Raw genomic sequence first — 24,260 nt, forward strand, 5'->3', positions numbered from 1 at the left:
CTGAGCCATCGTCAGGCGAAAAGCCGAATAACTTCTCGATGAAATCCACCACAGCCTCCCCGGCCTGCAACAAGAATTGCAGTTAACGATGTCTTTGCATCTGTTGGGCGGCTGCCCCTCTGCCGGCGATTGCCACCAACACCCCGGCTTGATAACACAAGATAAGCAAAGCTGCCACACGCAATTGACATTCTCGCGGGCGCTTGTGTTTCCGAACTATGTTCGGGGGCTCCATATATGCGAAGGCCGCGCCCTTCGTAGAAGGCGCGGCCCTGCTGAGTACCGTGGTTCCGCGGCGGCTACTTGTAGGAGTGGACGAGATCCAGCGACGCAACCGCGACGGCCAGGTTGAGGCCGGTCTGTGCCTGGACGCTGAGCGGCTCCAGCATGAAGGCGCCGTCAAGGCCGCCGACCAGGAGGTTGGCGCCGCCGCCGGTCACGACGCTCGCCTCGGCGTTGACGCCGTAATAGCTGCCGGCGAGGTCGCCCGCGTCGTGATGACGCGTGGCGGCAAGCACCGCCCAGACGAGCTGGCCCTGATGCGTCTGGCCGAGGTCGACGCCGAGCTTGGAGATCATGCCGGTGTACTGCTCGGCTGGACCGTGATGATAGGGGCGAAAGGTGCAGGAGACGCCCTTGTTCGACGTGATGACGTAGCCGACGCCGCCGTCGATCGTGCAATCGAGCGTACCGAGCTGGAGCGTGCCGGCGCTGACCGGAGAAGCGAGGACCGTGGCGGCAAGCGCGGCAGCGGCACAGGCAAGTGTTTTGATCATTGGAAAGGTCCTTTCGCGAAATCTTGGCCCCGGCTTAAACGATCGAGGTGCACGGAGCGTTCCGCTGAAAACTTGGCGCGAACATGGCAAGGGTTAATGCATTGGTCTGGGCGGTTAACGGATCGCTATCGGCGTCTCCGCGGCGCAACACTGCGCTCGCAGGCGGACCCGTGGGCCGTGCAAGATACCTTACTTTCGGCGCCAGCTTCCGATCAGCTGGCGTTGCCACCGGTGCGCGACAGGCCGTCCTTGGCCGGCTGATAGTTCGGGTCGAGGTGGATGGCCTCGCGGTAGGACTTGGCTGCCCTTCCCTTGTCGCCGCGCTTTTCGTAGATCAGCGCCTGGTTGGCCCAGGCCTCGGCGTTCTTGCCGTCGAGCTTGATGGCCATGTTGAAGTCGGAGAAGGCGTTGTCCTCGTCACCCGTTGCCAGATAGGAGAGGCCGCGGCCGTTGTAGGGCTCGGCGGCGTCCGGCGCCAGCGAGATGGCGGTCGAGAAATCCTCGATGGCGAATTTGTGCTGGCCCTGGCTCTGATAGATCAGGCCGCGATTGTGGTAGGCGCGGGCATCGGTGGTGTCGAGCTGGATCGCCTTCTGGAAGTCGTTGAAGGCATCCTGGGTGCGACCTGCCTTGCGGTAGAGATTGCCGCGGCCGATATAGGCTGCGTCGTAGTTGGCATTGATCTGGATCGAGCGGTTGTAGTCGGCCAAAGCTGCTTCCTGATTGCCGAGGAAGCGCTGGATCAGCGCGCGGTTCGAATAGGCCTGGTAGAAGTTCGGGTTGAGCTGGATGGCCTGGTTGAAGTCCTTGAGCGCCGCCTGGTACTGGCCGCCGCGGCCATAGGCCGAACCACGCACATTATAGCCCTCGGGATCCTGCGGATTTCGCTGGATGACCGCCGAAAGCGAGGAGATGTTCTCGCTCGACCCTTGCGCCTTGTCGATCGAGTTGAACTCACCCGTCGGGGTCGTCTGGCATGCTGCAAGCGTCAGACCCGAAAGCAGGGCCGCCGTCAGGGCGAAGCCGCGAAAAGCGGTTTTGCGCTCCACGGAAATTGCGTTCATCTTTGTCCTCACTGCCGCAGCGCCGTCAGTCCGTTCCCTCTCCGAACCGGCTCCTATGCATAAACAAAAAAGGTGGCGGCGATTCCGCATCGCGCCACCCTCGGTATCCTTCGAAAAGGACGAAAAATAGGCGTTATGAGCGCGGCGAGCGCGATGCGCCGGCAGCACCAGCCGGAGCCGGGCGCGGGGTCATCGGCAGCAGGCCTTCGCGCTGGGCGCGCTTACGGGCCAGCTTGCGGGCGCGGCGCACGGCCTCGGCCTTCTCGCGGGCACGCTTCTCGGACGGCTTCTCGTAGTGACCGCGCATCTTCATTTCGCGGAAAATACCTTCGCGCTGCATTTTCTTCTTCAGCGCGCGAAGCGCCTGATCAACGTTGTTGTCGCGGACGAGTACCTGCACGGGCAATCCTGTCTTCGGGTTTGATATCGATAGGCATACAGCCATAGCCGCCATGCCTCCGCGGCGGGTTGCACCGCGAATTGTGGGCGGCTGATAGCAGAATCATGCCGCCCTGTCCACCGCTGATTGCACGAAACCGCGATCAAAAGCCCACGTGTCCCGGCGTGACGGCTGAAGCACTATGCGGTCGCCAGATGCAGGCGGGCGAAATCCTCGAAAAACTCGCCATAATCGCAGGTGATTTCCTCGCCGGCGGCGATGTCGCGAATGGCGGTGGCGCCGCCATATTGCGAGAAATCCGTGTTCGGTCGCTCGGAATGGTTCATGAAGCGGCCATTGTCGACCTCGTAGACCATGAAGCCGGGTTTGTCCGGACTCGGATAGGCGTAGCGGTCGAGCAGTTCCTTGAGATGCGGGGGTGCGGCTTCATATTTCTCCATCGGGATCAGCCGGTCGAAATCGGGATCGAGGCGCCAGATCGAGGCGCCTTTGCGGATCGGTTCGGCGGCGAAAACGCCGACGCCTTCGATGGCGCTCTGGGCGACATAGGTTCTGATCAGCAGCATCGTTCCGGTCCGTTTTTCGACGGAAAACGAAAATCGTCAAAACAGACCGGAATGCAAGGGTGCAGTCGCAAGATTTTAGCGGATGAGCATGTCTGCCGTCCGCCAAACGGATCACGTCCGGTTGATTGACACGCCGCCATCGGCAAACAGCGCGGTTCCGGTGGTGAAACTCGACGCATCCGAGGCGAGATAAAGCGCCGAACGGGCAATCTCTTCCGGTTGCGCCATGCGTTTCAAGGCATGGATGCCTTCGACGAAGGCGCGCGCCTCAGGCGTGGTCGTGGTCGCGCCGGGCGTGTCGGTGCCGCCGGGCAGCAGCGCGTTGACGCGCAATCCCCTCGGTCCGTATTCGGCGGCCAGCACCTGCGTCAGCCCGATCAGTCCGGCCTTGGCGGCGGCGTAGGCCGCCATGCCTGGCATGCCGGCGGTGTAGCCGACGAAGCTCGAGGTGAAGATCAGCGAGCCGCCGCCGCGCTCCAGCATCGCCGGTATCTGGTGCTTCGCGGCGAGGTAGGCGCTGGTCAGGTTGGTGTCCATCGTCTCCTGCCAGCTCGCCGGCGCCATGTCGGTCACCGGTCCCATCACGCCGACGGCGCCGGCATTGTTGAAGGCGATGTCGAGGCCGCCGAACCTTTCGACCGCGAGGTCGACGAGCGCCTTCGCGTAGGCCTCGTCCCTTACATCGCCGGCAAGCGTAACCGCTGTGCCGCCGGCATCCTCGATCTCGCCGACGAGCGCGTCGAGTTCGGCCTGGCGGCGCGCCGCGACGACGAGGCTCGCGCCCTGGTCGGCGAACAGCCTGGCTGTGGCGCGGCCGATACCGGAGCTGGCGCCCGTCACGATGGCGACCTTATCTGTGAGTGCGAACATTCTCGTCATCCTTCCGTTGTGCCGAGCTTGCCGGCGGATGGATGCTTGGTCGCAAATCGGTATGAATGCAGCCACCCGAAAGCTGCCTTGCCATCGGCGGGCGGGCATTACGCGGCACGGGCGCAAAACGGCAAGCGCCGTCGCAAACAGCGCAAAGATGACAGCGCGGTTTCGCTAGTGATACACCTCGCGCGCCGAGGCGGGGATGCCCGGCCGCAAATCCGCGAAAGCTACTGGCGCGAGGCCTGAAACGTGAAGAAATACTCGGTATTCGCCATTGCCCGGGAGGCCATGCGCGGCCACAAGGGCTGGGAAGAGCAGTGGACGTCGCCCGAGCCGAAGAAGGAATACGACGTCATCATCGTCGGCGCCGGCGGGCATGGCCTGGCGACGGCCTATTATCTGGCGAGCAAGCACGGCATCACCAACGTCGCGGTGCTGGAAAAGGGCTGGCTCGGCGGCGGCAACACCGGCCGCAACACCACCATCATCCGCTCCAACTATCTCTATGACGAAAGCGCCGGCATCTACGACCATGCGCTGAAGCTGTGGGATGGGCTGAGCCAGGAGCTCAACTACAACGTCATGTATTCGGCGCGCGGCGTCATGATGCTGGCGCACAACGTCCACGACGTCCAGGTGTTCAAGCGCCACATCCATGCCAACCGCCTCAACGGCATCGACAATGAATGGCTGACGCCGGAGCAGGCGAAGGAATTCTGTCCGCCGCTCAACATCTCCAGGGACGCGCGCTATCCGGTGATGGGCGCCGCGCTGCAGCGGCGCGGCGGCACGGCGCGGCACGACGCGGTCGCCTGGGGCTATGCGCGCGGCGCCTCGGCGCGCGGCGTGCACATCATCCAGAACTGCGAGGTCACCGGCATCAAGCGCGCGGCCAATGGCGCGGTCAGCGGCGTGGAGACGACGCGCGGCTTCATCGGCGCCAAGAAGGTCGGCGTGGTCGCGGCCGGTCATTCCTCCGTTATCATGAACATGGCCGGCGTGCGCATGCCGCTCGAAAGCTATCCGCTGCAGGCGCTGGTGTCGGAGCCGATCAAGCCGGTCGTGCCCTGCGTGGTGATGTCGAACACCGTGCACGCCTATATCTCGCAGTCGGACAAGGGCGAGCTGGTGATCGGCGCCGGCACCGACCAGTATGTCTCCTATTCGCAGACCGGCGGCCTGCACATATTGCAGCACACGCTCGACGCCATCTGCGAGATGTTCCCGATCTTCACGCGCATGAAGATGCTGCGCTCCTGGGGCGGCATCGTCGACGTGACGCCCGACCGCTCGCCGATCCTGGCCAAGACGCCGGTCCAGGGCCTCTACGTCAATTGCGGCTGGGGCACCGGCGGCTTCAAGGCGACGCCGGGCTCGGGCAACGTCTTCGCGCATACGATCGCCAAGGACGACCCGCACCCGATCAACGCGCCGTTCACGCTCGAGCGCTTCCGCACGGGACGCCTCATAGACGAGGCCGCCGCGGCCGCGGTGGCGCACTGATGTTGGCTCAGCCGCTTTGCTTTCACTCGGCCGGTGCGCGCGCCGGTCACGGCAAGTTCTAGGATCACCCAGATGCTTCTCATCCGCTGCCCCTATTGCGAGGAAGATCGCCCGGAACTCGAGTTCCGTAATGCCGGCGAGGCGCATGTCGTGCGCTCGGCCAACATTGCCGGCGAGAGCGACGACGATTTCGAGAAATTCTTCTTCATCCGCGCGAACCCGAAGGGCGTCATCTATGAGCGCTGGCGGCACATCCATGGCTGCGCGCGCTTCTTCAACGCGGTGCGCGACACCGTCACCGACAAGTTCGTCATGACCTACAAGGCCGGCGAGCCGAAACCGGCGAAGCTGCCTGGAGCCTCGAAATGAGCGCCGCATTCCGTATCTCCGGCGCCGGCCGCCTGAAGCAGGCCAAGACCGCGTCCTTTAGCTTCGACGATAGGTCTTATTCCGGCATTGAGGGTGACACGCTCGCCTCGGCGCTGCTTGCCAATGGCGTGCATCTGGTCGGCCGTTCGTTCAAATATCACCGGCCGCGCGGCTTCCTCTCGGCCGGCGCGGAAGAGCCCAACGCGCTGGTGCAGATCGTGCGCGACGATGCGCGCAAGACGCCCAATGTGCGCGCCACCGTGCAGGAGCTCTATGACGGGCTGACCGCCAATTCGCAGAACCGCTGGCCGTCGCTTGCCTTCGATGTCGGCGCCGTCAACGACATCGCCTCACCGATGTTCTCCGCCGGCTTCTACTACAAGACCTTCATGTGGCCGAAGTGGGCCTGGAAGGATCTCTACGAGCCGAAGATCCGCGCTGCGGCGGGCCTCGGGATTTCACCGGAGAAGCCGGATCCGGACCATTATGCCGCCCGCTACGCGCATTGCGAGGTGCTGGTGCTGGGAGGCGGCGCCGCCGGCATTGCCGCTGCCCTTGCCGCAGCCGAGGCTGGAGTCAGGGTGATCCTCGCCGACGAGCAGGCCGAATTTGGCGGCAGCCTGCGCTTCGAGAGCGGCGCCAGGATCGACGGCCAAGACGGTTATGCATGGGCTCAAAGCGCGATCGCCAAGCTCAGGGCGATGGACAATGTGCGCGTGCTGTCGCGCACGACTGCCTTTGGCTATTACGCGCAGAACTTCGTCGGCCTGGTCGAGCGGGTCAGCGACCATCTCAAGAACCCGGGACGCGAGTTGGCGCGCGAGCGCTTGTGGCAGGTTCGCGCCAAGCGCGTCATCATCGCCACCGGCGCCATCGAGCGCCACATGGTATTCGCCAACAACGACCGTCCGGGCGTGATGCTCGCTTCGGCGGCGCGCACCTACCTCAACCATTATGGCGTGGCGGTCGGCAGGAATGTCGGCGTCTATACGGCGAACGATTCCGCTTATGCCGCCGCGATCGACCTCAAGAAGGCCGGCGTCAATGTCGCGGCCATCGTCGACCTGCGCGACAATCCCGCCGGCCCGGTGATCGACGAGGCGAGGGCGCTCGGCATCGAGATCAATTTCGGCCGCGCGGTGGTCAGCGCCGGCGGCAAGCTGCGCGTATCCTCGATGACCGTGCAGCCGAAGAATGGCGGTGGCGAACGAACGATCCCGGTCGACGCGATCCTGATGTCGGCAGGCTGGACGCCGTCGGTGCATCTGTTCTCGCAGTCGCGCGGCAAGGTCGCCTTCAACGACGAGACCAGGCGCTTCGTGCCCGGCACCTATGCGCAGGACTGCGTCTCGGTCGGCGCCTGCAACGGCACGGACGGGCTGGACGCGACGATCGACGAGGCCTACGCAGCCGGCGCCAAGGCGGTGAAGGAGGCCGGCGGCAAGGTTGGCAAGGGCGCCAAGCCGAAGGTCGACGCCGGCGAGAGCTGGTCGCGCGGCATGCTGGGCGCTGGCCCCGGCGCCGGGCAGGGCACCACGGTCAAGGCCTTCGTCGATTTCCAGAACGACGTCACCGCCAAGGACATCCGCCAGGCGGTGCATGAAGGCATGCACTCGATCGAGCACGTCAAGCGGTTCACCACGAACGGCATGGCGACCGACCAGGGCAAGACGTCGAACATGCATGGCTTGGCGATCGCCGCCGAGGAACTCGGCAAGCCGATCCCGCAGGTCGGCCTCACCACATTCCGCGCGCCCTACACGCCGGTGACGTTCGGCTCGATCGTCGGCCACGCGCGCGGCGCGCTGTTCGACCCGACGCGCCGTACGGCAACGCATGGCTGGGCGGCGTCGCAAGGTGCTGTGTTCGAGGATGTCGGCCACTGGAAGCGCGCCTGGTATTTCCCGAAGCCCGGCGAGGACATGCATGCCGCCGTCGACCGCGAATGCGTGACGGTGCGAAAAGTGGGCGGCCTGTTCGACGCCTCGACGCTCGGCAAGATCGAAGTGGTCGGGCCGGACGCGGCGAAGTTCATGGAACTGCTCTACACCAACCCGTGGGAGAAGTTGGAAACCGGCCGCTGCCGCTACGGCATCATGCTGCGCGAGGATGGCTTCATCTATGACGACGGCGTCGTCGGCAGGCTGGCGCCGGACCGCTTCCATGTGACGACGACGACCGGCGGCGCGCCGCGCGTGATGAACCACATGGAGGATTATCTCCAGACCGAGTTCCCGCATTTCAATGTCTGGCTGACCTCGATCACCGAGCAATGGGCGGTCATTGCCGTGCAAGGGCCGAGCGCGCGGAAAATCATCGCGCCGCTGGTTGAAGGCATCGACATGTCGGACGAGGCGATGCCGCATATGTCGGTGCGCGAGGGCAAGATCTGCGGCGTGCCGACGAGGCTGTTCCGCATGTCCTTCACCGGCGAGCGCGGCTTCGAGGTCAATGTGCCGGCCGATTACGGCGAGGCGGTCTGGGAAGCGCTGTGGGCCGAAGGCCAGAAACATGGCGCGACTGCTTACGGCACCGAGGCGATGCACGTGCTGCGCGCCGAAAAGGGCTACATCATCGTCGGCCAGGACACCGACGGCACGGTGACGCCGAACGATGCCGGGCTCGACTGGGCGGTCGGCAAGAAGAAGACCGATTTCGTCGGCATTCGCGGCCTGACCCGGCCGGACCTCGTGGCCAAGGGCCGCAAGCAACTCGTGGGCTTGAAGACCAAGGATCCGAAGGTCATGCTGGAAGAGGGCGCGCAGATCGTCGCGGATCCGAAGCAGCCGATCCCGATGAAGATGATCGGCCACGTCACCTCCAGCTACTGGTCGGAGAATTGCGGACGCTCGATCGCCCTGGCGCTGGTCGCCGGCGGTCGCGACCGCATGGGTGAGACGCTCTACGTGCCGATGCCGAACGGCACGATCGAGGTGGAGGTCACCGGCATGGTGTTCGTCGACGAGAAGGGAGAACGCCTCAATGGCTAAGGCCGCCGCCAAGACAAAAGCCGCCGCCGCTTCCGCTTCCGTCGAGCGCCGGCCGGCACTCGCCGGCCGCACGGTCTCGGCGCCGGGCGTAAAAGTGGAGATGCTGCCGCCGGCCGAACGCATCTCGCTGCGCGCGCCGCAGGCTTCGGTCGCAGCACTTTCCAAGGCGCTCGGTGTGATGCTACCGGCCAAGCCGAAGACCTCGGCGACCAAGGACGGACGCACTGCGCTGTGGCTTGGGCCGGACGAATGGCTGATCATCGACGAGGCGGGCAACGATCCGCTCGCCGACTGCGCCAAGGTGACGGCGCTGCATTCGGCGGTCGGCATCTCGCACCGCAATGTCGCAATCTCGGTCACCGGGCCAGCGGCCTCGATGACGGTCAATTCGGGCTGTCCGCAGGACCTGTCGCTCGAGGCGTTCCCGGTGGGTGCTGCCTCCCGCACCATTCTCGGCAAATCCGAGATCGTGCTGTTGCGCACTGCGGCCGATGCGTTCCGTGTGGAGTGCTGGCGTTCCTTCGCGGACTATGTCTTTACTCTGCTGTCGGAAGCGGCGAGCGACGCGGCGAACTGATCTTTGCGCCACGCTATCCGAAGGGATGCGGCGTGGCAGGAACCATCGCCGATCCATCCCGTTCTTGCGACTTGAGGGAGACCGCGATGCCATCCAAATCCGCGCCGAAATCGCCCAGGAAGAGTTTGGCCGTCCGTTCGCTGGAGCGCGAGCAGCATCGCGAGGTCGAAGAAGAGGAACTCGAGGAAGGCCTCGAGGACACGTTTCCGGCCAGCGACCCGGTGTCGATCACCAGCAGCGCCATCCCCGGCGCGCCGGCAAAGCCGGGCAAGGCCAAAACCGTGGCTGGAACGAAGCCGCGCAAGAAATAGGCCGGGGCAGTTCTCTCAAGGCGACAGGCAAAACGAAAAGGGCGGCCAAGTGCCGCCCGTTTTCGTTGATTGTGCCAGTCGTGGTTACAGGCCGGGCACGAACCACGGGCTGACGTCGATGCCGAGGCGCGGGCTCTTGGTCTGGGTCTTGCTGGCGTCTGCCTTTTCGACCGAGCCGGTCGCGGTGCAATCAAGGACCACATTGGCGTTGGTCTGGGCGCAGGCAGCCGGGGCGTGCTTGACCGGCTGGTTCGTGCCGGCAAAAGCGGCGCCCGAGAAAGCCAGAACGGCGGCGAGGGTAAGAATGGTCTTCTTCATTTTCCGTCTCCAGTCATCTCTTTTCGTACATGTACAATGAAGCGTACACATACGGCGCCTGGAAACGGAATTCAAGAGGAAATCTGTACGCGTACGACAACTTTTTTTGAACGTGGGAACTCGCCATGGCGAATCAAGCCGATGGTGGCGCAAAAACAGCTGTGGCGATCAGCAGCCGACCGGGGTTTCGGTGAGCGGCGGGATTTCCTGCTGCGACAGCGAGGCCATCATGAAGTTGCACATGCGCTTCACGTAGGTCTCGGGGTCGCCGAAAGGATAGAAGGGAAAGGTGATCAGCAACGAAATCGTGCCGTGGCCGACCGTCCACAGCATAGTGGCAATAGCGCGCGGGTCGCCCTTGAGCCTGCCGGCGGCAACGCAGGCCTCGACGCGTTTGATCAGCACTTTCATGGCCGGGTTGCCCTCTTCCATGTCCTCGTAGCTGCGTCCTTCGGGCAGCTTGGTCTTTTCGGTCATGAAGACGGTGCGGTATTCGTTGGGATTGCCGAGCCCGAAAGCCGCATACTCGGTCATCACCGCCTGCAGCGCCTCGATCGGGTCGTCCGCGGGGTGCTCCTCGATGCGGCGGGCGAGCGTCTCGAAGGCGTCCTCGGCCAGCGCGAAGAGAATGTCCTGCTTGTCGGCGAAATAGGAATAGACCGACATCGGCGCGTAGCCGACGCGCTTGGCCAGCTTGCGGATGGTGAGGCCCTCATAGCCCTCTTCCTGCACCAGCTTGTGAGCCGCCGCGACCAGTTCGGAGCGAAGCTCCGCCTTCTGTTTTTCGCGGCGTTTCTGAACGCTCAGCGTCAATGTCCGCTGCCTTTGTCGTTGGTTGCCCGACGAAATTATATACGCTGTACGGAAACGGGCAAGAGAGCGTTCCGGTTCCGCAACGTCCGTTCAAGCTCTTCGGTTAACGCGATTGCGGACGCAAGCCGTTCCCCGGCATGCTCAAATGGCGCCAATGCCGCCGTCGAGCGCCAGCGCGTGACCGGTCATGAAGGAATTGGCAGGGTCGGCAAGGAACAGGACACCGGTGGTGATCTCGTCGACCTCGCCGACACGCTTCATCGGCACGCCTCGCGTGAGTTCGGCAAGCGCTTCGGCTTCGGGCGCTCCGGTGAAACGCACGAAGCCGTCGACCATCGCCGTGCGGGTGTGGGCCGGGCAGACGGCGTTGATGCGTATCCCTTTGCCGGCATATTCCACGGCGGCCGAGCGCGTCAGCCCGACGACGCCATGCTTGGCGGCGGCATAGACCGAAAGTTTCGGCGCGCCCGATAGACCGGCGACCGAGGCGATGTTGACGATGACGCCGCCCTTGCCGCTTTCCCTGAACTGCCGTTCCAACTGAGGAATCTGGTGCTTCATGGCATAGAAGACGCCCAGCAGGTCGACCTCGACCACGCGGCGCGCTTCCTCCGAGGTGACCTGCGGCAGGCGCACGAAGTTGTGTATGATGCCGGCATTGTTGACGGCGATGTCGAGCCGACCGAATTTCTCGACGGCCAGTTTCACCAGATCCTCCGAGAGCTTTTCGTCGGCGATGTTGCCGGCAAGGTGAGCGGTCTCGGCGTCGAACATTGCCGCAAAATCGCCGAGCGCCGCCTCGTCGAGATCGGAGAGCACCAGCCGCGCCCCTTCGGCGGCGAAGGCCTTTGCCGCGCCGCTGCCAAGGCCGCCGGTCGCGCCGGTGACCAGCACCGTCATCCCATCGAAACGGCCCATCGCTCAGCTTTCCTTTCTTCAGTTCTTCCCGCCGCTCAGCTCCGCCGCGAGTATCGCGATCAGCTTAACCGCTTGCCCGTAGGTCTTTGCCTTTTCCGGATTGGAGGCATTGCCGTCCAGCGCGCGGCGATAGACGCCCTGGCAGATCGCCGCCAGCCGGAAGAATGAGAAGGCGAGGAAGAAGGTCCAGTTGTCGATCTTTCCGATGCCGCGCCGTTTGCAATAGGCTGCGACATAGGCCTCCTCGGACGGCAGGCCGGCAGCGGCGCGGTCGACGCCGCCAAGGCCGCGAAAGCCCGAGGCATGCGGCAGGCGCCATTGCATGCATTGATAGGCGAGGTCGGCGAAGGGGTCGCCGAGCGTCGACAGCTCCCAGTCGAGCAGCGCGATGACTTTCGGCGCATCGAGCGCGAACATCATGTTGTCCAGCCGGTAGTCGCCATGGACAAGCGAAACGCGGCCGTCATCGGCCGGTATGTGGGTTTCGAGCCACGCAATCAGCCTGTCGATATCGGCTATGGTTTCGGTTTCGGAGGCCCGGTATTGGCCCGTCCAGCGTGCGAGCTGGCGCTCGAAATAGCTGCCGGGCTTGCCGAAATCGCCAAGGCCGGCGGCGCCGACATCGATATCGTGCAGGGCGGCAAGCGTCGCGTTCATCGCATCGTAGATCGCGGCACGCTCTTCATTGCCGGAAACGTCAGGCAGCGACGGATCCCAGAAGATGCGGCCGTCGAGATATTCCATGACGTAGAACATGCGGCCGGCCGGGGAGTCTTCGCCCGACAGATGCAGCATGCGCGGCACCGGCACAGCCGTGCCGGCAAGTGCCTGCATGACCCGGAATTCACGGTCGACCTGATGCGCGGATTTCAGCAATTGCCCCGGCGGCTTGGCGCGCAGCACATAGCGGCCGCTGGCGGCGGTCAAAAGATAGGTCGGATTGGATTGCCCGGATTTGAATTTTTCAATCGCGGACAGGCCGGTAAAACCCGGAATATGCGCCTCGAGATAGGACGCAAGCGCCGCCTGGTCTATGGCACCCGCCCCGCCGCTCATGCGTTCTCGGGCTGGCGCTCGATCAGCGTCAAGGTCAGCCAACGCGCCGTCAGCGCCGGCTTCTTCGAGCCTTCGATCTCGATGGTCACATCATGCGCCGTCTGCACCCAGCCGGACGGCCGCACCTTGACGTCCGCCAGCACGAAGCGGGTGCGGATGCGCGAGCCCGTCTTCACCGGCGCCAGGAAACGCAGCGTGTCGAAGCCGTGGTTGACGCCCATCTTGGTGTTTTCCAGCGGCGGCATGGTCTCGAAGGTCATTGCCGACAGAAGCGACAGCGACAGAAAACCATGCGCGATGGTACCACCGAAGGGCGTTTCGCGCTCGGCACGCTCCGGATCGCAATGGATGAACTGGTGGTCGTCGGTCGCATCGGCGAACTGGTCGATCATGCGCTGCGTCACCGTTCGCCAGGGCGAGACGCCGACCTCCTTGCCGACGCTTGCCACAAGCGTATCGAGACTGATCGGTTCCACGCTGATGTCCTCCGCACCCCCGCCCGGATTACGATTCCTCGAACCGGGCACCTTATTCCTTGAACAAAGTCATTCCATGCTGCACCGACTGGCCGCCGTCGATCGGCAGGATGGCGCCGGTGACATAGCTGCCGGCTCGGCTGCACAAATAAAGCGTTGCGCCGGCAATGTCATCCGCCACGCCGATGCGGCCGAGCGGTACATGGTTACCAACATGTTTCGCCTGCTCCTCGGTCGCGGTGGCGAACGCCGTCATCCGGCTCTGGAAAGGACCGGGCGCAAAGGCGTTGACGGTGATGCGGCGGGCCGCGAACTCGATCGCCAGCGTGCGCGTCAAATGATGCACCGCCGCTTTCGAGGCCGCGTAGGAATAGGCATCGTCGGCCAGCGGCTGGGTACCCATCACCGAGCCGAGATTGACGACGCGGGCAGGATCCTCGCTGCTCGCCGCGGCATCGAGCAACGGCAAGAGCTCCCGCGTCAGGTGGAAGACGGCGGTGACGTTGACGCCGAACACCTTGGCCCAGGCGTGGTAAGGGAAATCCTGCAGCGGCGCGCCCCAGGAAATGCCGGCATTGTTGACCAGGATGTGCAGGCGCTCCGTGCGCGCCTTGACCTCGGCGACCAGAGCGGCGATGCCCGCTTCGCTGGACACGTCGCCGGCAAAGCCCTCGGCGTGGCCGGAGCCGCCGAGCGCGTTCAATTCGTTGGCGACTTTGGCGCAATCCTCGCCCTTGCGCGAGGCGATCATCACATGGGCGCCGGCGCGCACCAGACCGGTCGCCACCATGCGGCCGATGCCGGTCGCAGCACCCGTCACCAGCGCGGTCTTGCCGGCGACCGAGAACAGCTTGTCCAGATAGCTCATCGTGTTTCTCCGCATCCTGCCCGGCTGGGGGACTCGCGTTGACAAGGCTAGCCGAAGTACGGTCATCCTTGCCACGGGTAAAGATTTATCTTCGGAAAGGCCGGAAGCGATGACGGACATGAATCTCGGTATGACCGAGCGGCTGAAGCCGATCCACCAGCGCGTGGCGGCGATGGTGCGCGACGAGATAGCGCCGCTGGGGGAGGAATTTCTCGCCGAGATCGGCAAGGGCGGCGACCGCTGGTCCTATACGGCCAGGCAGACGGAAATCCTCGAAGGCTTGAAGAAGACGGCGCGCGAACGCGGCCTGTGGAACTTCTGGCTGACCGATTCCAAGCGCGGCTATGGCCTTTCCACGGTCGAATACGCTTATCTGGCGGAGGAGATGGGCAAGGCGCATCTCGGCGCCGAGACCTTCAACTGCTCGGCGCCCGACACCGGCAACATGGAAGTGCTGGAGCGCTACGGATCGGAAGCGCACAAGCGGGACTGGCTGGAGCGGCTGCTCGAGGGCAAGATTCGCTCGGCCTATCTGATGACCGAGCCTGACGTCGCCTCCTCGGATGCGACCAACATTTCGATGCGCTGCGAGCGGCACGGCGACGACTATGTGCTGAACGGGGAGAAATGGTGGGCTTCCGGCGCGGGCGATCCGCGCTGCGCCATCTATATCGTCATGGTCAGGACCGGATCGGACGAAGAGCCGCAGCATCGCCGGCATTCGATGATCCTGGTGCCTTCCGACAGCAAGGGCATCACCAGGCTGCGGCCCATGCAGGTCTATGGCGACGATGACGCTCCGCACGGCCATATGCATCTGAGATTCGAGAATGTGCGGGTGCCGGCGGCGAACCTGATCCTCGGCGAGGGCAGAGGTTTCGAGATCGCGCAGGGGCGGCTGGGGCCTGGCCGCATCCATCACTGCATGCGCGCCATCGGCCAGGCCGAGATGGCGCTGGAGATGCTGTGCCACCGCTCGGTGCGGCGCGAGGCCTTCGGCCAGTCGCTGGCCAAGCTCGGCGCGAATTTCGACATCATCGCCGAATGCCGGATGGAGATCGAGATGGCGCGGCTGCTGTGCCTCAAGGCCGCCTGGATGATCGATCAGGGCGACGCGCGCGCCGCCGCGCCCTGGATCAGCCAGATCAAGGTGGTGGCGCCGCGCGTCGCGCTGAAAGTCACGGACGAGGCGGTGCAGATGTTCGGCGCGCAAGGCATCAGCCAGGATACCCCGCTCGCCCGCTCCTGGACGCATCTGAGGACGCTGCGGCTGGCCGACGGGCCGGACGCGGTGCACCGGCGGCAGGTGGCGCGCACGGAACTCAGGAAATACACGCAGGAAAAGGTCTGACGATCATGACGCGTCCATCGCAAATGCGGGGCTTGCTGCTTGTCGGCGACGGTTACACCAGGACGCCTTCGGCGGCCGCGCTGGAGGCGATGGAGCCTTACCTCCAGCCCGGTAACATAGCCGTGCCGGCGCCAGGGCCGACACAGGCGCTGATCAAGGTCAGCCTCGCCTCGATCAATCCGTCCGACATCGCCTTCATCAAGGGCCAGTACGGCCAGCCGCGGGTCAAGGGCCGGCCGGCGGGTTTCGAGGGCGTCGGCATTGTCGTCGCCACGGGCGATGATCCCTATGCAAGGAGCCTCGCAGGGAAACGCGTCGCCTTCGCCACCGGCGTGTCGAACTGGGGCGCCTGGGCGGATTATGCCGTCGCCGAGGCGGCGTCCTGCATCCCGCTCATCGATACGGTGCGCGACGAGGACGGCGCCGCGATGATCGTCAATCCGTTGACGGCCTTGGCCATGTTCGACATCGTCAAGCAAGAGGGCGAAAAGGCCTTCGTCATGACCGCTGGCGCGAGCCAGCTCTGCAAGCTGATCATCGGGCTGGCGAAGGAGGCGGGTTTCCGGCCGATCGTCACGGTGCGTCGCGACGAGCAGATCCCGCTTTTGAAGGAGCTCGGCGCCGCCCATGTGCTCAACGAGAAGGCGGGAGATTTCGAGGCGGCGCTGCGCGAGGCGATGAAGGCTGAGCAGCCGCGCATCTTCCTCGACGCCGTTACCGGCACGCTGGCTTCCGCCATCTTCAACGCCATGCCGAAACGCGCGCGCTGGATCGTCTATGGCCGGCTCGACGCCGAGCCGACGGTGATCCGCGAGCCCGGCCAACTGATCTTCCAGCACAAACGTGTCGAAGGTTTCTGGCTGGCCGAATGGATGCGCCAGTTCCGCGACAGGCTGGGCCCGGCGGTGCTGGAAGCGCAGAAGCGCTTTTCCGACGGACGCTGGTCGACCGACGTCAATGCGGTTGTGCCGCTGGACGAAGCGATGGCGCGGCTGCCGGCCGAGCTCGCCAAGCCCAGCGGAAAGGTGTTCATCAAGCCGTAGGCACCCCCCGGGCGCCGATCGCAGCTGTTCAGACCACGGCCAACGCCTTGAACACAAAGCTGTGATCGACAAGGTGGCGGCGGAAAAACGCCGCTGTTGCGCCGTCCTTTGCCCCGCGCCGGTAACAGCCACGCTCGTATGTTCTATTTCATTTCGATGTGATATCTCGCCGGCGCTGAAGGCCAGGCGGCGATGGGAACGCCATCCTAGTCGGAACGCGGGGTGCGCTATGACGGTAACCAAGCCGGTTTTCGACCGTTTGGGGTTTTGGCTGTGGGTCGGGTCGTTTCTGATTGTGCTTGGCCTGGCGCTATGGTCGCCCGATACCCGTTCGGTGGTCTATATCTACAGACATGGCAGCGAAGCTTTCCTGAGCCGTGAACCGCTGTATCACGTCCAGGCCGCGATGGGGTATCTCTACGCGCCCGCCTTCGCCGCCCTTTACGTTCCCCTGGTGAAGCTCGGGCCGCATCTGGGCAGCGTTTTGTGGCATGTGCTGGGCTTCGGCGCGCTGACTTTCGCCGCAATGCGTCAGGTGCGCAAGATCGACGGCCAGGAGCAGACATGGCTGCTGTCCTTCGGCCTGTTCCTTGCCTTGCCAATGGCGCTGGCGGCGCTTCGCAACGGCCAGGCGACGATCCTGCTCACCGGGGCGTGCTGGTTTCTCACGCTCTCGGCGCTCGAGGGGCGCCGAGCTGAAAGCTTCTTCTGGGCCACGCTTGCGGTCATAGCCAAGCCCACGGCGATCATCATGCTGCTTCTGGTGGGAGCGCTGCGTCCCCGGCTGATACCGGTGCTGGTGCTGGCGGTGCTCGTCGTGCTCGCCGTCCCCTACGGCTTTGCGCCCGCGGACTACATCAACGCCCAGTACCACGATTTCTTCCGCATGCTGACGTCGATGACGATCGACCCAACCGGTCCCTTCGTTCCGGCCGACTTCACAGCGCCTTTCACGCGGTTTGGGATGCCGCTGTCCGAAGCCGGGGCGACGATCGTGCGCGTCGTCGCGGGGTTGCTTACGCTTTGGGCGGTGCTCCAGTTGGACCGCAGGCTGGACTCCAACATCGGCGGACTGGCCATATTCCTCATTGCGGCGTTCTACATGTGCGTCTTCAATCCGCGGGTCGAGCAGAACACCTATGCCATGGTGGCGGTGCCAGCCGGCCTTTCCATCGCCCTGATGTGGCGGGAGAAGGAAAACGCGGTCATGCGCTGGTTGCCGGCGATACTCCTCTTCGTTACCGGACTGACCAGTGTCGATCTCCGGCTGCACGCTCTTTTCCACTTGTGGCTGTGGCCAATCAGCACCAGCATAGTCGCCTGCATGCTTGTCGCCTGGTTCTGGGGGCGAGGCAGGGACAAAGTGCCGACCCCCGGAGCCGTCGCGCATGGCTGAGATGCTCGACGTCATCGCGCCGTTCTTCAACGAGGCCGAATCCGCGATCGCCTTCGTCGGGTTGCTCGACAGGCTGGAAGCGGCCGTGGCCGAGCGCTTCGGCATGACCGTCCGCAAGATACTGGTCGACGACGGCAGCCGCGACGGCAGCGCCGAGACATTCGCCGCGGCGTTGTGGGGCTCGTGGGAGATCGTGCGGCTCAGCCGCAATTTCGGCAAGGAAGCGGCGGTGCTCGCCGGACTCGATCATTCCCGCGGCGACATGGTCCTGATCATGGACTCCGACCTCCAGCATTCCATGGATATCAGCCTGAGGATGATCGGCGAACTGGTCGAGAATCCCGAAATCGATGTCGTCTACGCGCAGAACGACCGGCGCGAGGGGAGCTGGCGGCGCAGCCAACTGGCGCGGCTCTTCTACAGGCTGATCAACAGCAGCCAGCGCTTCGATATTCCCGAGAATGCCGGAGACTTCCGTGTCATGCGCGGCGCGGTGGCACGTGCCTTGACCAGCGTGCGCGACAAGCGGCGTTTCAACAAGGGCCTGTTCGCCTGGGCCGGCTTCCGCCAGAAGGCCGTGCTTTACTCGCCGGAAAACCGCTCCGGCGGCACGTCGAAATGGACCAGGTTCAACCTGATCGCGTTCTCGCTTGAAGGGTTCACCTCGTTTTCCGTGATCCCGCTGCGCGTCATCAGCCTCATCGGATTGCTCGCGGCATTCGCAGGTCTCGCCTATGGCGTGAAGGTGCTCTTCGAGGTGCTGTTCTACGGCATCGCCGTGCCAGGCTACCCCAGCATCATGGTCGCCGTCGTGCTTTTTGGAGGCCTCAACCTGGCGCTGCTCGGCTTGATCGGCGAGTATGTCTGGGTCACGCTCAGCGAAAGCAAGGACCGGCCCGTCTACATCGTGCGCGACGTGTTGCATGGCAATGCCGCCGAGCAAGTTGCTTCCGAGAGATGACCAGGTCGATCCGCCTGATCGCCGACGACTACGGGCTGGCGCCGGGGGTATCGGGTGCGATCCTCGACCTCATCGAGCGCGGCCGCCTGACCGGGACCAGCTGCATGACCGGCTTTCCCGAATGGGAAGAGGCGGCGGCGCGCATCAGGCCGTTCCGTCGAAGCGCGGCCGTCGGGCTGCACCTGACCCTGACCGATCAGATGGCCGTGACCGGATCGTCCAGCCTGGCGCCGGACGGCAAGTTGCCCGGGCTTGCCACTCTTGCGCTGCCGGTGCGGCGCGAGCGTATCGACGAGCGGGATGTTCATGCCGAGCTCGACGCCCAGTACGACCGCTTCGCCGAAGCGCTGGCCGGCCCGCCCGACCACATCGACGGACACCAGCACGTGCACTTCCTTCCGGCGGTGCGGAATTGGCTGCTTGCCCGATTTGGGGAAAGTGCGCGTAGGCCGGCGCTGCGAGGCGCGCCGGGACTTCCCGCCCTGGACGCGGCGGCGGCCAAGATCGCGGCGATCGCGACGCTGGCCGTGGGCTTCAACAGATCGATGCAACGGGCGGGCTTCAGCCTCATGACGCCGCTTTCCGGCATCTATGACTGGCGGAAGCCGGAGAAATTCGCTTCGACGCTGCGCGCCGCGATCGACACGTTGCCCGAACAAGGGGTGTTCATGTGCCATCCGGGCCGTGTCGATGAGATGCTGCGCGCTCGCGACCCGATGCAAAGCGTGCGCGAGGTCGAATTTGACTTTCTAACGTCAGACGATTTCGGCATCAGCCTCAAGCGGGCCGAAGCCCGTGTCATGGACGGCAATGCATGAGCGGGGCCGGCCAGCCGCGGCGTTCGACCGGCAACAAGATCGTCCGTTTTGCCTTGGTCGGGCTGGTGAACACCGGCATCGACCTTGCCGCTTTCTTCCTGCTGCTCGAGCTCGCGGTGCCGGCTTTGGCCGCCAATGTCGGCGCCTGGTTCATCGCCGTGCTCTTCTCCTTCGCGGCGAACGGCTTCTGGTCGTTCGAGCGGGACCCGAATATCCGGCTGCACCATTCCTTCCTGCGCTTCGTCTCGCTTGGAGCGCTGATTTCGCTTGGCGTCTCCAGTCTCTCGATCGCCGTCCTGGCCGGGGCCATCGGCGTGTGGCCGGCCAAGATCATCGGCGTCGTGGTGGCGGCGGTGCTGAACTTCCTGGCGGCGCGCTGGTCGATCGAAGGCCGGTTGTCGAGGTAGTCTACTCGGCCGGCTCCGCATCGGGATCTGATCCAACCATGATCTTTCCGAAAGCTGGTTCCCACTTTTCGGGATCATGGTCGATGTAGGCGGCTTCCTCGAGCTCACGCTTCAGGCGCGCTTCCTCGTGCGCTTTCGGCGTGACGAAGCGGCCAAGCAAGAGATAAGCGACAGGAGTCAGGAACAAAGTCGAGACGGTGGCGAGCCCTAGGCCGCCGACGATGACCCAGCCCAGCGCGACGCGGGCTTCCGCACCGGCGCCGGCGGCGAGCACCAGCGGCACGCCGCCGAGCACCGTGCAGATCATGGTCATCATCACCGGGCGCAGCCGAATGGTCGAAGCCTGTTCTATCGCTTCGCGCACGCCGAGCCCACGGTCGCGCAACTGGTTGGCGAACTCGACGATCAGGATGCCGTTCTTGGCCATGACGCCGACCAGAAGGACCAGTCCGATCTGGCTGTAGGCATTGAGGCTGGTACCCGACAGGAGCAGCGCGAAAATGGCGCAGGCGAGCCCGAGCGGCACCGTCGCCATGATGATGACGGCGCTGACGAAGCTCTCGAACTGGGCCGCCAGCACCAGAAGGATGATGACCAGCGAGAAGCTGAAGACGGCGATCATGGCGTTGTTGCTCTCGCCGAGCGTCGCGGCTTCGGCGAGCGGCAGGATGCGCGCGCCGGGTGGCAGCAGCGGCGCCGCGATCTGATCGGCGCGGGTCAGCGCCTCGCCGAGCGCGAAGCCGCTGCCGAGATTGGCGGTGATCGCGACCGAGGGCTGCTGCTGCTCGCGCGTCAGCGACGGCGGCACGGCGCGCTCGGTCAGCGTGGCGATGGTCGACATCGGCACGAAACGGCCATCGGACGTCTTCAGGAAGATGTTTTCCAGGTCGGTCGGGTCGTTGATCGGGTTGGTCGTCGAGACCAGCTTCACGCCATAGCTGCGGTCGGCGATGTAGACGTCGACGACATCGTTGCCGTCGAGCATGGCCTGCAGCGTGTCGGCCAGCCCGGTGATGTCGATGCCGAGATCGGAGGCGCGTTCGCGATCGATGGCCACGGCAAGCTGCGGCTGCGTCGGGTCGACGGAGAGACGCGGCGTCTGGAAGCGCGGATCCTGACGCATCTCGTCGACGATCTTCACCGCCGCCTCGCTCAGCGCCTTGCGGTCGTTGCCGACCAGCGCGAATTGCAGGCCGTTGCCGGCGCCGCGAATGCCGAGGCTGTTCGGCTGCACCGGAAAGACGCGCACGCTCGGTACCTGCCTGGTCAAGCGGCTGATGTCGGCCATGATCTCCTGCTGGCTGCGGCTGCGCTCGTCCCAGGGCGCCAGCGTCATCACCATGAAGCCCGAATTGTAGGAGCCGTTGTTGCCGGCGTTTTCGAAGGTTGAGCGGATCTCGCCGGAATCGCGCAGCGGCTGGATCAGCCGCTCGATCTTGCGCATCTGCTCGGTCGTGTAGTCGAGGCTGACGCCTTGCGGCGCGCTGATGCGCAACAGCACCACGGCACGGTCTTCCGTCGGCGTCAGTTCCTGGCGGATGGTGCCGAACAGCGTGAAGGCGGTGCCGGCGAAAATGAGCGCGACCAGGACAACGATCCAGGGCGCGTCGAGGCAAAGACGCAGGCAATGCTTGTAGAGCCCGTGCAAGGCGCCGCCGATCCGCGCGCCGATGCCGGTACCGCCTTCATGGTGAAGCGATGCGCTGGTCAGCATGCGCGAGGCAAGCATGGGGCAGAGCGTCAGCGCGACCATGCAGGAGAGCAGCACGGACATCGCCAGCACGAAATCGAATTCGCGGAACAGGCCGCCTGTCTGTCCCGGCAGGAAGGAGATCGGCACGAAGACGGCAACCAGGGTCAGCGTGGTGGCGACGACGGCGAAGAACACTTCCTGCGTGCCCAGCACCGCCGCGGCGCGCGGCCCCATGCCTTCGTTGCGGCGTCGCACGATGTTTTCGAGCACGACGATGGCGTCGTCGACGACAAGGCCGGTCGCCAGCACCAGCGCCAGCAGCGTCAGGATGTTGACGGAGAAGCCGGCGAGATAGATCGCGGCGATGGTGCCGATCATGGCGACGGGCATCGCCAGGCCGGGGATCAGCGTGGCGCGCCAGTCGAGCAGGAAAGCGTAGATGACGACGAGCACGATCGAGACCGACAGAGCCAGCGCGATCTCGACTTCATGCACGGCGCCGTTGACGAAGACGGCGTCGTCGCTGGTCACCTTGATGGACATGCCGGCGGGCAACGTCTCCTGCAGCTTGGCGACGGCGGCCCTCACGCCGGTCGAGATGTCGAGCGTGTTCGATTCCGCCTGGCGTATGATGCCGAGGCCGATACCGGTCTTGCCGTCGGAGCGCAGCGAAGTCTGGCCGATATCCGGCCCGAGCGTCACGGTGGCGACGTCGCGGATACGGGTCGCGCCGCCGATGACGATGTTCTCGAACTCCTCCGGCGTGGTCACGTCGGCGGTCGTGCGAACGATGAGGTCCTGATTGGTCGTGGTGATCGAGCCGGCCGGGGAATCGAAGGCGACCGAGGCCAGCGCCTTTCGAAGGTCGGCGACGGTGAAGCCAAGGCTCGCCAGTTTGTTCTGGTCGACGTCTATGCGGAAGATCTTGTCGCGGTCGCCGGAAACCTGGACGTCGGCGACACCCGGCACCGCGGCGAGCTCGTCCTCGATGCGGTCCTGCACGAACACCGTCATGTCCTGCACCGACATGGTGTCGGAGGTGACGGCCAGCCGCATCACCGGGTCCGAATTCGCGTCGGCCTTGACGATGCGCGGCGCGTCGGCAGTCTCGGGCAACTGATTGGTGATCCGGCTGACGGAATCGCGCACGTCGGAGGCCGCGACGTTGAGGTCGACGCCGTCGTTGAATTCGATGGTGACGCGGCTTTGGCCGAAGGAGGACGTGGACGAGATCGACTTGACGCCGGAAACGCGCGCGACGGCGCCTTCGATCGCGTCGGTCAGCTCACGGTCGACGGTTTCGGCGGCCGCGCCCTCGAAGGTGGTGTTGACGGTGATGACGGGGCGGTCGACATCCGGCAATTCGCGGATCTCGACGCCCCAGAAGGCAGCAAGCCCGGCAACCGCGATCAGCGTGTTGAGCACGAAGGCCATGACCGGCCTGCGGATGAAAAGCGCCGTCAGGCCAGATCCCGCGGCGGCGTCGCCGGCGCCGCTCATGAGCCCTCGGTTCCGGCGGCGCGATCCTCGCCGGCGATGCGGACATCGCCGCCTTCGCTGACGCTCTGCGTGCCTTCGGTCACCACCATGTCGCCGCTCACGACCGGAGCATCGATCAGCACGGTCTCGGTGTTGCGCTGGATGATGCGCACCGGAACGCGCTTGGCCTTGCCGTTGTCGACGGCCCAGATATAGGCGCCGTCGGTCCCCCACTGGATGGCGAGCGGGCTGACTGCCGGATAGGTATCGCCGGGGAACCGCATGGCAATCTGGAAGGACATGCCGGCGCGCAGCGAATCGGCGGGATTGGCGATCGTCGCCTTGACGAGCAGCGTGCGGCTGTTTTCGTCGATATGGTTGTCGATGGCCGAGACGGTGCCGGTATAGACCTGGTTGGGGTTGGCCAGAGGCGTGGCCGACAGCTGGGCGCCAGCCTTGACCGCGGAGGCGAAGCGTTCCGGCACCCAGAAATCGACCAGGATGCTGGAGCGGTCGTCGAGCGTGGCGATCGCCGACTGGCTGGTGACATAGTTGCCGGCGGCGATCGGCAGGATGCCGACGGTGCCTTCGATCGGCGCCACGATCGAGCGGCGCTCGAGCGCGAGCTCGGCATCGCGCAGCGCCAGCCTGGCGTTGGCGAGCGTCACCTGGGCATCGGCGACGGCAACGGGCGTGGCCGCATTGGACGCCCTGAGCGACTTCACCCGGTCGAGCTTGGACTGCGCATCCTCGATCGCCACCTGGGCGCGGTCGCGCGCGATCACTTCCGTTTCGGAATCGAGCCTGGCGATGACATCGCCCTTTTCTACATGCGTGCCGGACTGGACCAGCAGTTCGGTAAGGCGCCCGGACGAATATGGATTGACGGTGACGGTCGCGTTGGCACGGCCGGTGCCGATCGCCTGCAGCCTGTCGTTGATGGTGGCGGTGCCGGCAGGCGAAGCGACGATGGTGACGATCTGACCGGCGCGGTTGCGTCCGGACTGGCCGGGACCAGCGGCGGCGCTTTCTGTTGCAGGAGGTGTCGCGGCGATGGCCCAGTCCATTCCCCAGCTAGCCAATATCTGAGGCGCGCTGGGATAAAAGCGTGCCCAGGCGGCCACGGCGGCGATCAGAATCACAAGCGCTGCAACAATCTGTTTCCAGCTCGACATCGACACTCCAGCGGCAGGATTCGTCTGCCGGATTCCAGCGGAAGCAGGCACTTCGACGA

General features: G+C 64.8%; 24 protein-coding genes. 11 read left to right on the top strand and 13 right to left on the bottom strand.

Going from position 1 to position 24,260, the window contains the following annotated elements; all coding sequences use genetic code 11:
* Positions 1 to 299: 299 nt before the first annotated feature.
* From FJ957_RS00205 to FJ957_RS00225, 5 genes are all read right to left on the bottom strand, one after another.
* Positions 300 to 776, bottom strand: a complete 477-nt coding sequence (locus FJ957_RS00205) for a DUF992 domain-containing protein (protein ID WP_140827228.1) — start codon at positions 774 to 776, stop codon at positions 300 to 302.
* 212 nt (positions 777 to 988) lie between these two features.
* Complete coding sequence (locus FJ957_RS00210) at positions 989 to 1,840, bottom strand: tetratricopeptide repeat protein (RefSeq protein ID WP_140651413.1); 852 nt, start codon at positions 1,838 to 1,840, stop codon at positions 989 to 991.
* A gap of 133 nt (positions 1,841 to 1,973) precedes the next feature.
* Positions 1,974 to 2,240, bottom strand: a complete 267-nt coding sequence (gene rpsU, locus FJ957_RS00215) for a 30S ribosomal protein S21 (protein ID WP_027165252.1) — start codon at positions 2,238 to 2,240, stop codon at positions 1,974 to 1,976.
* A 179-nt stretch (positions 2,241 to 2,419) separates the two neighbouring features.
* On the bottom strand, positions 2,420 to 2,806 hold the full coding sequence (locus FJ957_RS00220; RefSeq protein ID WP_140827231.1) for an SET domain-containing protein-lysine N-methyltransferase: 387 nt from the start codon (positions 2,804 to 2,806) through the stop codon (positions 2,420 to 2,422).
* Between the two features lie 111 nt (positions 2,807 to 2,917).
* On the bottom strand, positions 2,918 to 3,676 hold the full coding sequence (locus FJ957_RS00225; RefSeq protein WP_140827233.1) for an SDR family oxidoreductase: 759 nt from the start codon (positions 3,674 to 3,676) through the stop codon (positions 2,918 to 2,920).
* Between the two features lie 252 nt (positions 3,677 to 3,928).
* Between FJ957_RS00225 and FJ957_RS00230 the strand changes: the two genes are divergently transcribed.
* From FJ957_RS00230 to FJ957_RS00250, 5 genes are all read left to right on the top strand, one after another.
* Positions 3,929 to 5,182, top strand: coding sequence for a sarcosine oxidase subunit beta (locus FJ957_RS00230; RefSeq protein WP_140827234.1), 1,254 nt, complete (start codon positions 3,929 to 3,931; stop codon positions 5,180 to 5,182).
* Between the two features lie 72 nt (positions 5,183 to 5,254).
* Positions 5,255 to 5,551 carry a sarcosine oxidase subunit delta gene (locus tag FJ957_RS00235; protein WP_140827237.1) on the top strand — a complete coding sequence of 99 codons (297 nt, stop codon included), beginning with the start codon at positions 5,255 to 5,257 and terminating at the stop codon, positions 5,549 to 5,551.
* Positions 5,548 to 8,541 carry a sarcosine oxidase subunit alpha gene (locus FJ957_RS00240; RefSeq protein ID WP_140827241.1) on the top strand — a complete coding sequence of 998 codons (2,994 nt, stop codon included), beginning with the start codon at positions 5,548 to 5,550 and terminating at the stop codon, positions 8,539 to 8,541. The genes FJ957_RS00235 and FJ957_RS00240 overlap by 4 nt, the downstream gene beginning before the upstream one ends.
* Positions 8,534 to 9,118, top strand: coding sequence for a sarcosine oxidase subunit gamma (locus FJ957_RS00245; RefSeq protein ID WP_140827245.1), 585 nt, complete (start codon positions 8,534 to 8,536; stop codon positions 9,116 to 9,118). Before FJ957_RS00240 ends, FJ957_RS00245 begins: the two co-directional genes overlap by 8 nt.
* Before the next feature lie 86 nt (positions 9,119 to 9,204).
* Complete coding sequence (locus FJ957_RS00250) at positions 9,205 to 9,429, top strand: hypothetical protein (RefSeq protein ID WP_140827249.1); 225 nt, start codon at positions 9,205 to 9,207, stop codon at positions 9,427 to 9,429.
* An 84-nt stretch (positions 9,430 to 9,513) separates the two neighbouring features.
* On the opposite strand, the gene FJ957_RS00255 is transcribed toward FJ957_RS00250, so the two are convergent.
* The 6 genes from FJ957_RS00255 to FJ957_RS00280 all read right to left on the bottom strand — a co-directional run bounded on the left by FJ957_RS00255 (position 9,514) and on the right by FJ957_RS00280 (position 13,878).
* Positions 9,514 to 9,747, bottom strand: a complete 234-nt coding sequence (locus tag FJ957_RS00255; protein WP_140827253.1) for a DUF680 domain-containing protein — start codon at positions 9,745 to 9,747, stop codon at positions 9,514 to 9,516.
* Between the two features lie 168 nt (positions 9,748 to 9,915).
* A complete protein-coding gene (locus FJ957_RS00260; protein ID WP_140827257.1) occupies positions 9,916 to 10,560 on the bottom strand; it encodes a TetR/AcrR family transcriptional regulator in 645 nt (214 codons plus the stop codon).
* Positions 10,561 to 10,701: 141 nt separating this feature from the next.
* Positions 10,702 to 11,478 (bottom strand): SDR family oxidoreductase, encoded by a 777-nt coding sequence (locus FJ957_RS00265; protein ID WP_140827261.1) that lies wholly within the window; start codon positions 11,476 to 11,478, stop codon positions 10,702 to 10,704.
* An 18-nt stretch (positions 11,479 to 11,496) separates the two neighbouring features.
* Positions 11,497 to 12,534, bottom strand: a complete 1,038-nt coding sequence (locus tag FJ957_RS00270) for a phosphotransferase family protein (RefSeq protein WP_140827265.1) — start codon at positions 12,532 to 12,534, stop codon at positions 11,497 to 11,499.
* Positions 12,531 to 13,016 (bottom strand): MaoC family dehydratase, encoded by a 486-nt coding sequence (locus FJ957_RS00275; protein ID WP_281405136.1) that lies wholly within the window; start codon positions 13,014 to 13,016, stop codon positions 12,531 to 12,533. Before FJ957_RS00275 ends, FJ957_RS00270 begins: the two co-directional genes overlap by 4 nt.
* Positions 13,017 to 13,062: 46 nt before the next feature.
* Positions 13,063 to 13,878 (bottom strand): SDR family oxidoreductase, encoded by an 816-nt coding sequence (locus FJ957_RS00280; RefSeq protein ID WP_140827269.1) that lies wholly within the window; start codon positions 13,876 to 13,878, stop codon positions 13,063 to 13,065.
* A gap of 109 nt (positions 13,879 to 13,987) precedes the next feature.
* Here FJ957_RS00280 and FJ957_RS00285 point away from each other — a divergent pair, with 109 nt between their 5' ends.
* The 6 genes from FJ957_RS00285 (at position 13,988) to FJ957_RS00310 (ending at position 19,854) form a co-directional block, all read left to right on the top strand.
* A complete protein-coding gene (locus FJ957_RS00285) occupies positions 13,988 to 15,229 on the top strand; it encodes an acyl-CoA dehydrogenase family protein (RefSeq protein ID WP_140827275.1) in 1,242 nt (413 codons plus the stop codon).
* A gap of 5 nt (positions 15,230 to 15,234) precedes the next feature.
* Entirely contained in the window at positions 15,235 to 16,272 is a 1,038-nt protein-coding gene (locus FJ957_RS00290) for a zinc-binding dehydrogenase (RefSeq protein WP_140827280.1), read from the top strand.
* A 229-nt stretch (positions 16,273 to 16,501) separates the two neighbouring features.
* Positions 16,502 to 17,668, top strand: a complete 1,167-nt coding sequence (locus FJ957_RS00295; protein ID WP_140827282.1) for a glycosyltransferase 87 family protein — start codon at positions 16,502 to 16,504, stop codon at positions 17,666 to 17,668.
* Positions 17,661 to 18,629, top strand: a complete 969-nt coding sequence (locus FJ957_RS00300) for a glycosyltransferase family 2 protein (RefSeq protein WP_140827283.1) — start codon at positions 17,661 to 17,663, stop codon at positions 18,627 to 18,629. The genes FJ957_RS00295 and FJ957_RS00300 overlap by 8 nt, the downstream gene beginning before the upstream one ends.
* On the top strand, positions 18,626 to 19,447 hold the full coding sequence (locus FJ957_RS00305; protein WP_140827285.1) for a ChbG/HpnK family deacetylase: 822 nt from the start codon (positions 18,626 to 18,628) through the stop codon (positions 19,445 to 19,447). Before FJ957_RS00300 ends, FJ957_RS00305 begins: the two co-directional genes overlap by 4 nt.
* Entirely contained in the window at positions 19,444 to 19,854 is a 411-nt protein-coding gene (locus FJ957_RS00310; RefSeq protein ID WP_140827287.1) for a GtrA family protein, read from the top strand. Before FJ957_RS00305 ends, FJ957_RS00310 begins: the two co-directional genes overlap by 4 nt.
* A 1-nt stretch (position 19,855) precedes the next feature.
* On the opposite strand, the gene FJ957_RS00315 is transcribed toward FJ957_RS00310, so the two are convergent.
* Entirely contained in the window at positions 19,856 to 23,047 is a 3,192-nt protein-coding gene (locus FJ957_RS00315) for an efflux RND transporter permease subunit (RefSeq protein WP_140827288.1), read from the bottom strand.
* Complete coding sequence (locus FJ957_RS00320) at positions 23,044 to 24,201, bottom strand: efflux RND transporter periplasmic adaptor subunit (protein WP_140827290.1); 1,158 nt, start codon at positions 24,199 to 24,201, stop codon at positions 23,044 to 23,046. The genes FJ957_RS00315 and FJ957_RS00320 overlap by 4 nt, the downstream gene beginning before the upstream one ends.
* Between the last annotated feature and the right edge of the window lie 59 nt (positions 24,202 to 24,260).

It is taken from the genome of Mesorhizobium sp. B2-4-6 (assembly GCF_006442775.1).
Lineage (GTDB): Bacteria > Pseudomonadota > Alphaproteobacteria > Rhizobiales > Rhizobiaceae > Mesorhizobium.

Bases quoted from the DNA above. Each gene is read 5' to 3' on its own strand.
- FJ957_RS00205 (WP_140827228.1), bottom strand. From the start codon at position 776: ATGATCAAAACACTTGCCTGTGCCGCTGCCGCGCTTGCCGCCACGGTC.
- FJ957_RS00210 (WP_140651413.1), bottom strand. From the start codon at position 1,840: ATGAACGCAATTTCCGTGGAGCGCAAAACCGCTTTTCGCGGCTTCGCC.
- FJ957_RS00220 (WP_140827231.1), bottom strand. From the start codon at position 2,806: ATGCTGCTGATCAGAACCTATGTCGCCCAGAGCGCCATCGAAGGCGTC.
- FJ957_RS00225 (WP_140827233.1), bottom strand. From the start codon at position 3,676: ATGTTCGCACTCACAGATAAGGTCGCCATCGTGACGGGCGCCAGCTCC.
- FJ957_RS00235 (WP_140827237.1), top strand. From the start codon at position 5,255: ATGCTTCTCATCCGCTGCCCCTATTGCGAGGAAGATCGCCCGGAACTC.
- FJ957_RS00240 (WP_140827241.1), top strand. From the start codon at position 5,548: ATGAGCGCCGCATTCCGTATCTCCGGCGCCGGCCGCCTGAAGCAGGCC.
- FJ957_RS00245 (WP_140827245.1), top strand. From the start codon at position 8,534: ATGGCTAAGGCCGCCGCCAAGACAAAAGCCGCCGCCGCTTCCGCTTCC.
- FJ957_RS00250 (WP_140827249.1), top strand. From the start codon at position 9,205: ATGCCATCCAAATCCGCGCCGAAATCGCCCAGGAAGAGTTTGGCCGTC.
- FJ957_RS00255 (WP_140827253.1), bottom strand. From the start codon at position 9,747: ATGAAGAAGACCATTCTTACCCTCGCCGCCGTTCTGGCTTTCTCGGGC.
- FJ957_RS00265 (WP_140827261.1), bottom strand. From the start codon at position 11,478: ATGGGCCGTTTCGATGGGATGACGGTGCTGGTCACCGGCGCGACCGGC.
- FJ957_RS00270 (WP_140827265.1), bottom strand. From the start codon at position 12,534: ATGAGCGGCGGGGCGGGTGCCATAGACCAGGCGGCGCTTGCGTCCTAT.
- FJ957_RS00280 (WP_140827269.1), bottom strand. From the start codon at position 13,878: ATGAGCTATCTGGACAAGCTGTTCTCGGTCGCCGGCAAGACCGCGCTG.
- FJ957_RS00285 (WP_140827275.1), top strand. From the start codon at position 13,988: ATGACGGACATGAATCTCGGTATGACCGAGCGGCTGAAGCCGATCCAC.
- FJ957_RS00290 (WP_140827280.1), top strand. From the start codon at position 15,235: ATGACGCGTCCATCGCAAATGCGGGGCTTGCTGCTTGTCGGCGACGGT.
- FJ957_RS00295 (WP_140827282.1), top strand. From the start codon at position 16,502: ATGACGGTAACCAAGCCGGTTTTCGACCGTTTGGGGTTTTGGCTGTGG.
- FJ957_RS00300 (WP_140827283.1), top strand. From the start codon at position 17,661: ATGGCTGAGATGCTCGACGTCATCGCGCCGTTCTTCAACGAGGCCGAA.
- FJ957_RS00305 (WP_140827285.1), top strand. From the start codon at position 18,626: ATGACCAGGTCGATCCGCCTGATCGCCGACGACTACGGGCTGGCGCCG.
- FJ957_RS00310 (WP_140827287.1), top strand. From the start codon at position 19,444: ATGAGCGGGGCCGGCCAGCCGCGGCGTTCGACCGGCAACAAGATCGTC.
- FJ957_RS00315 (WP_140827288.1), bottom strand. From the start codon at position 23,047: ATGAGCGGCGCCGGCGACGCCGCCGCGGGATCTGGCCTGACGGCGCTT.
- FJ957_RS00320 (WP_140827290.1), bottom strand. From the start codon at position 24,201: ATGTCGAGCTGGAAACAGATTGTTGCAGCGCTTGTGATTCTGATCGCC.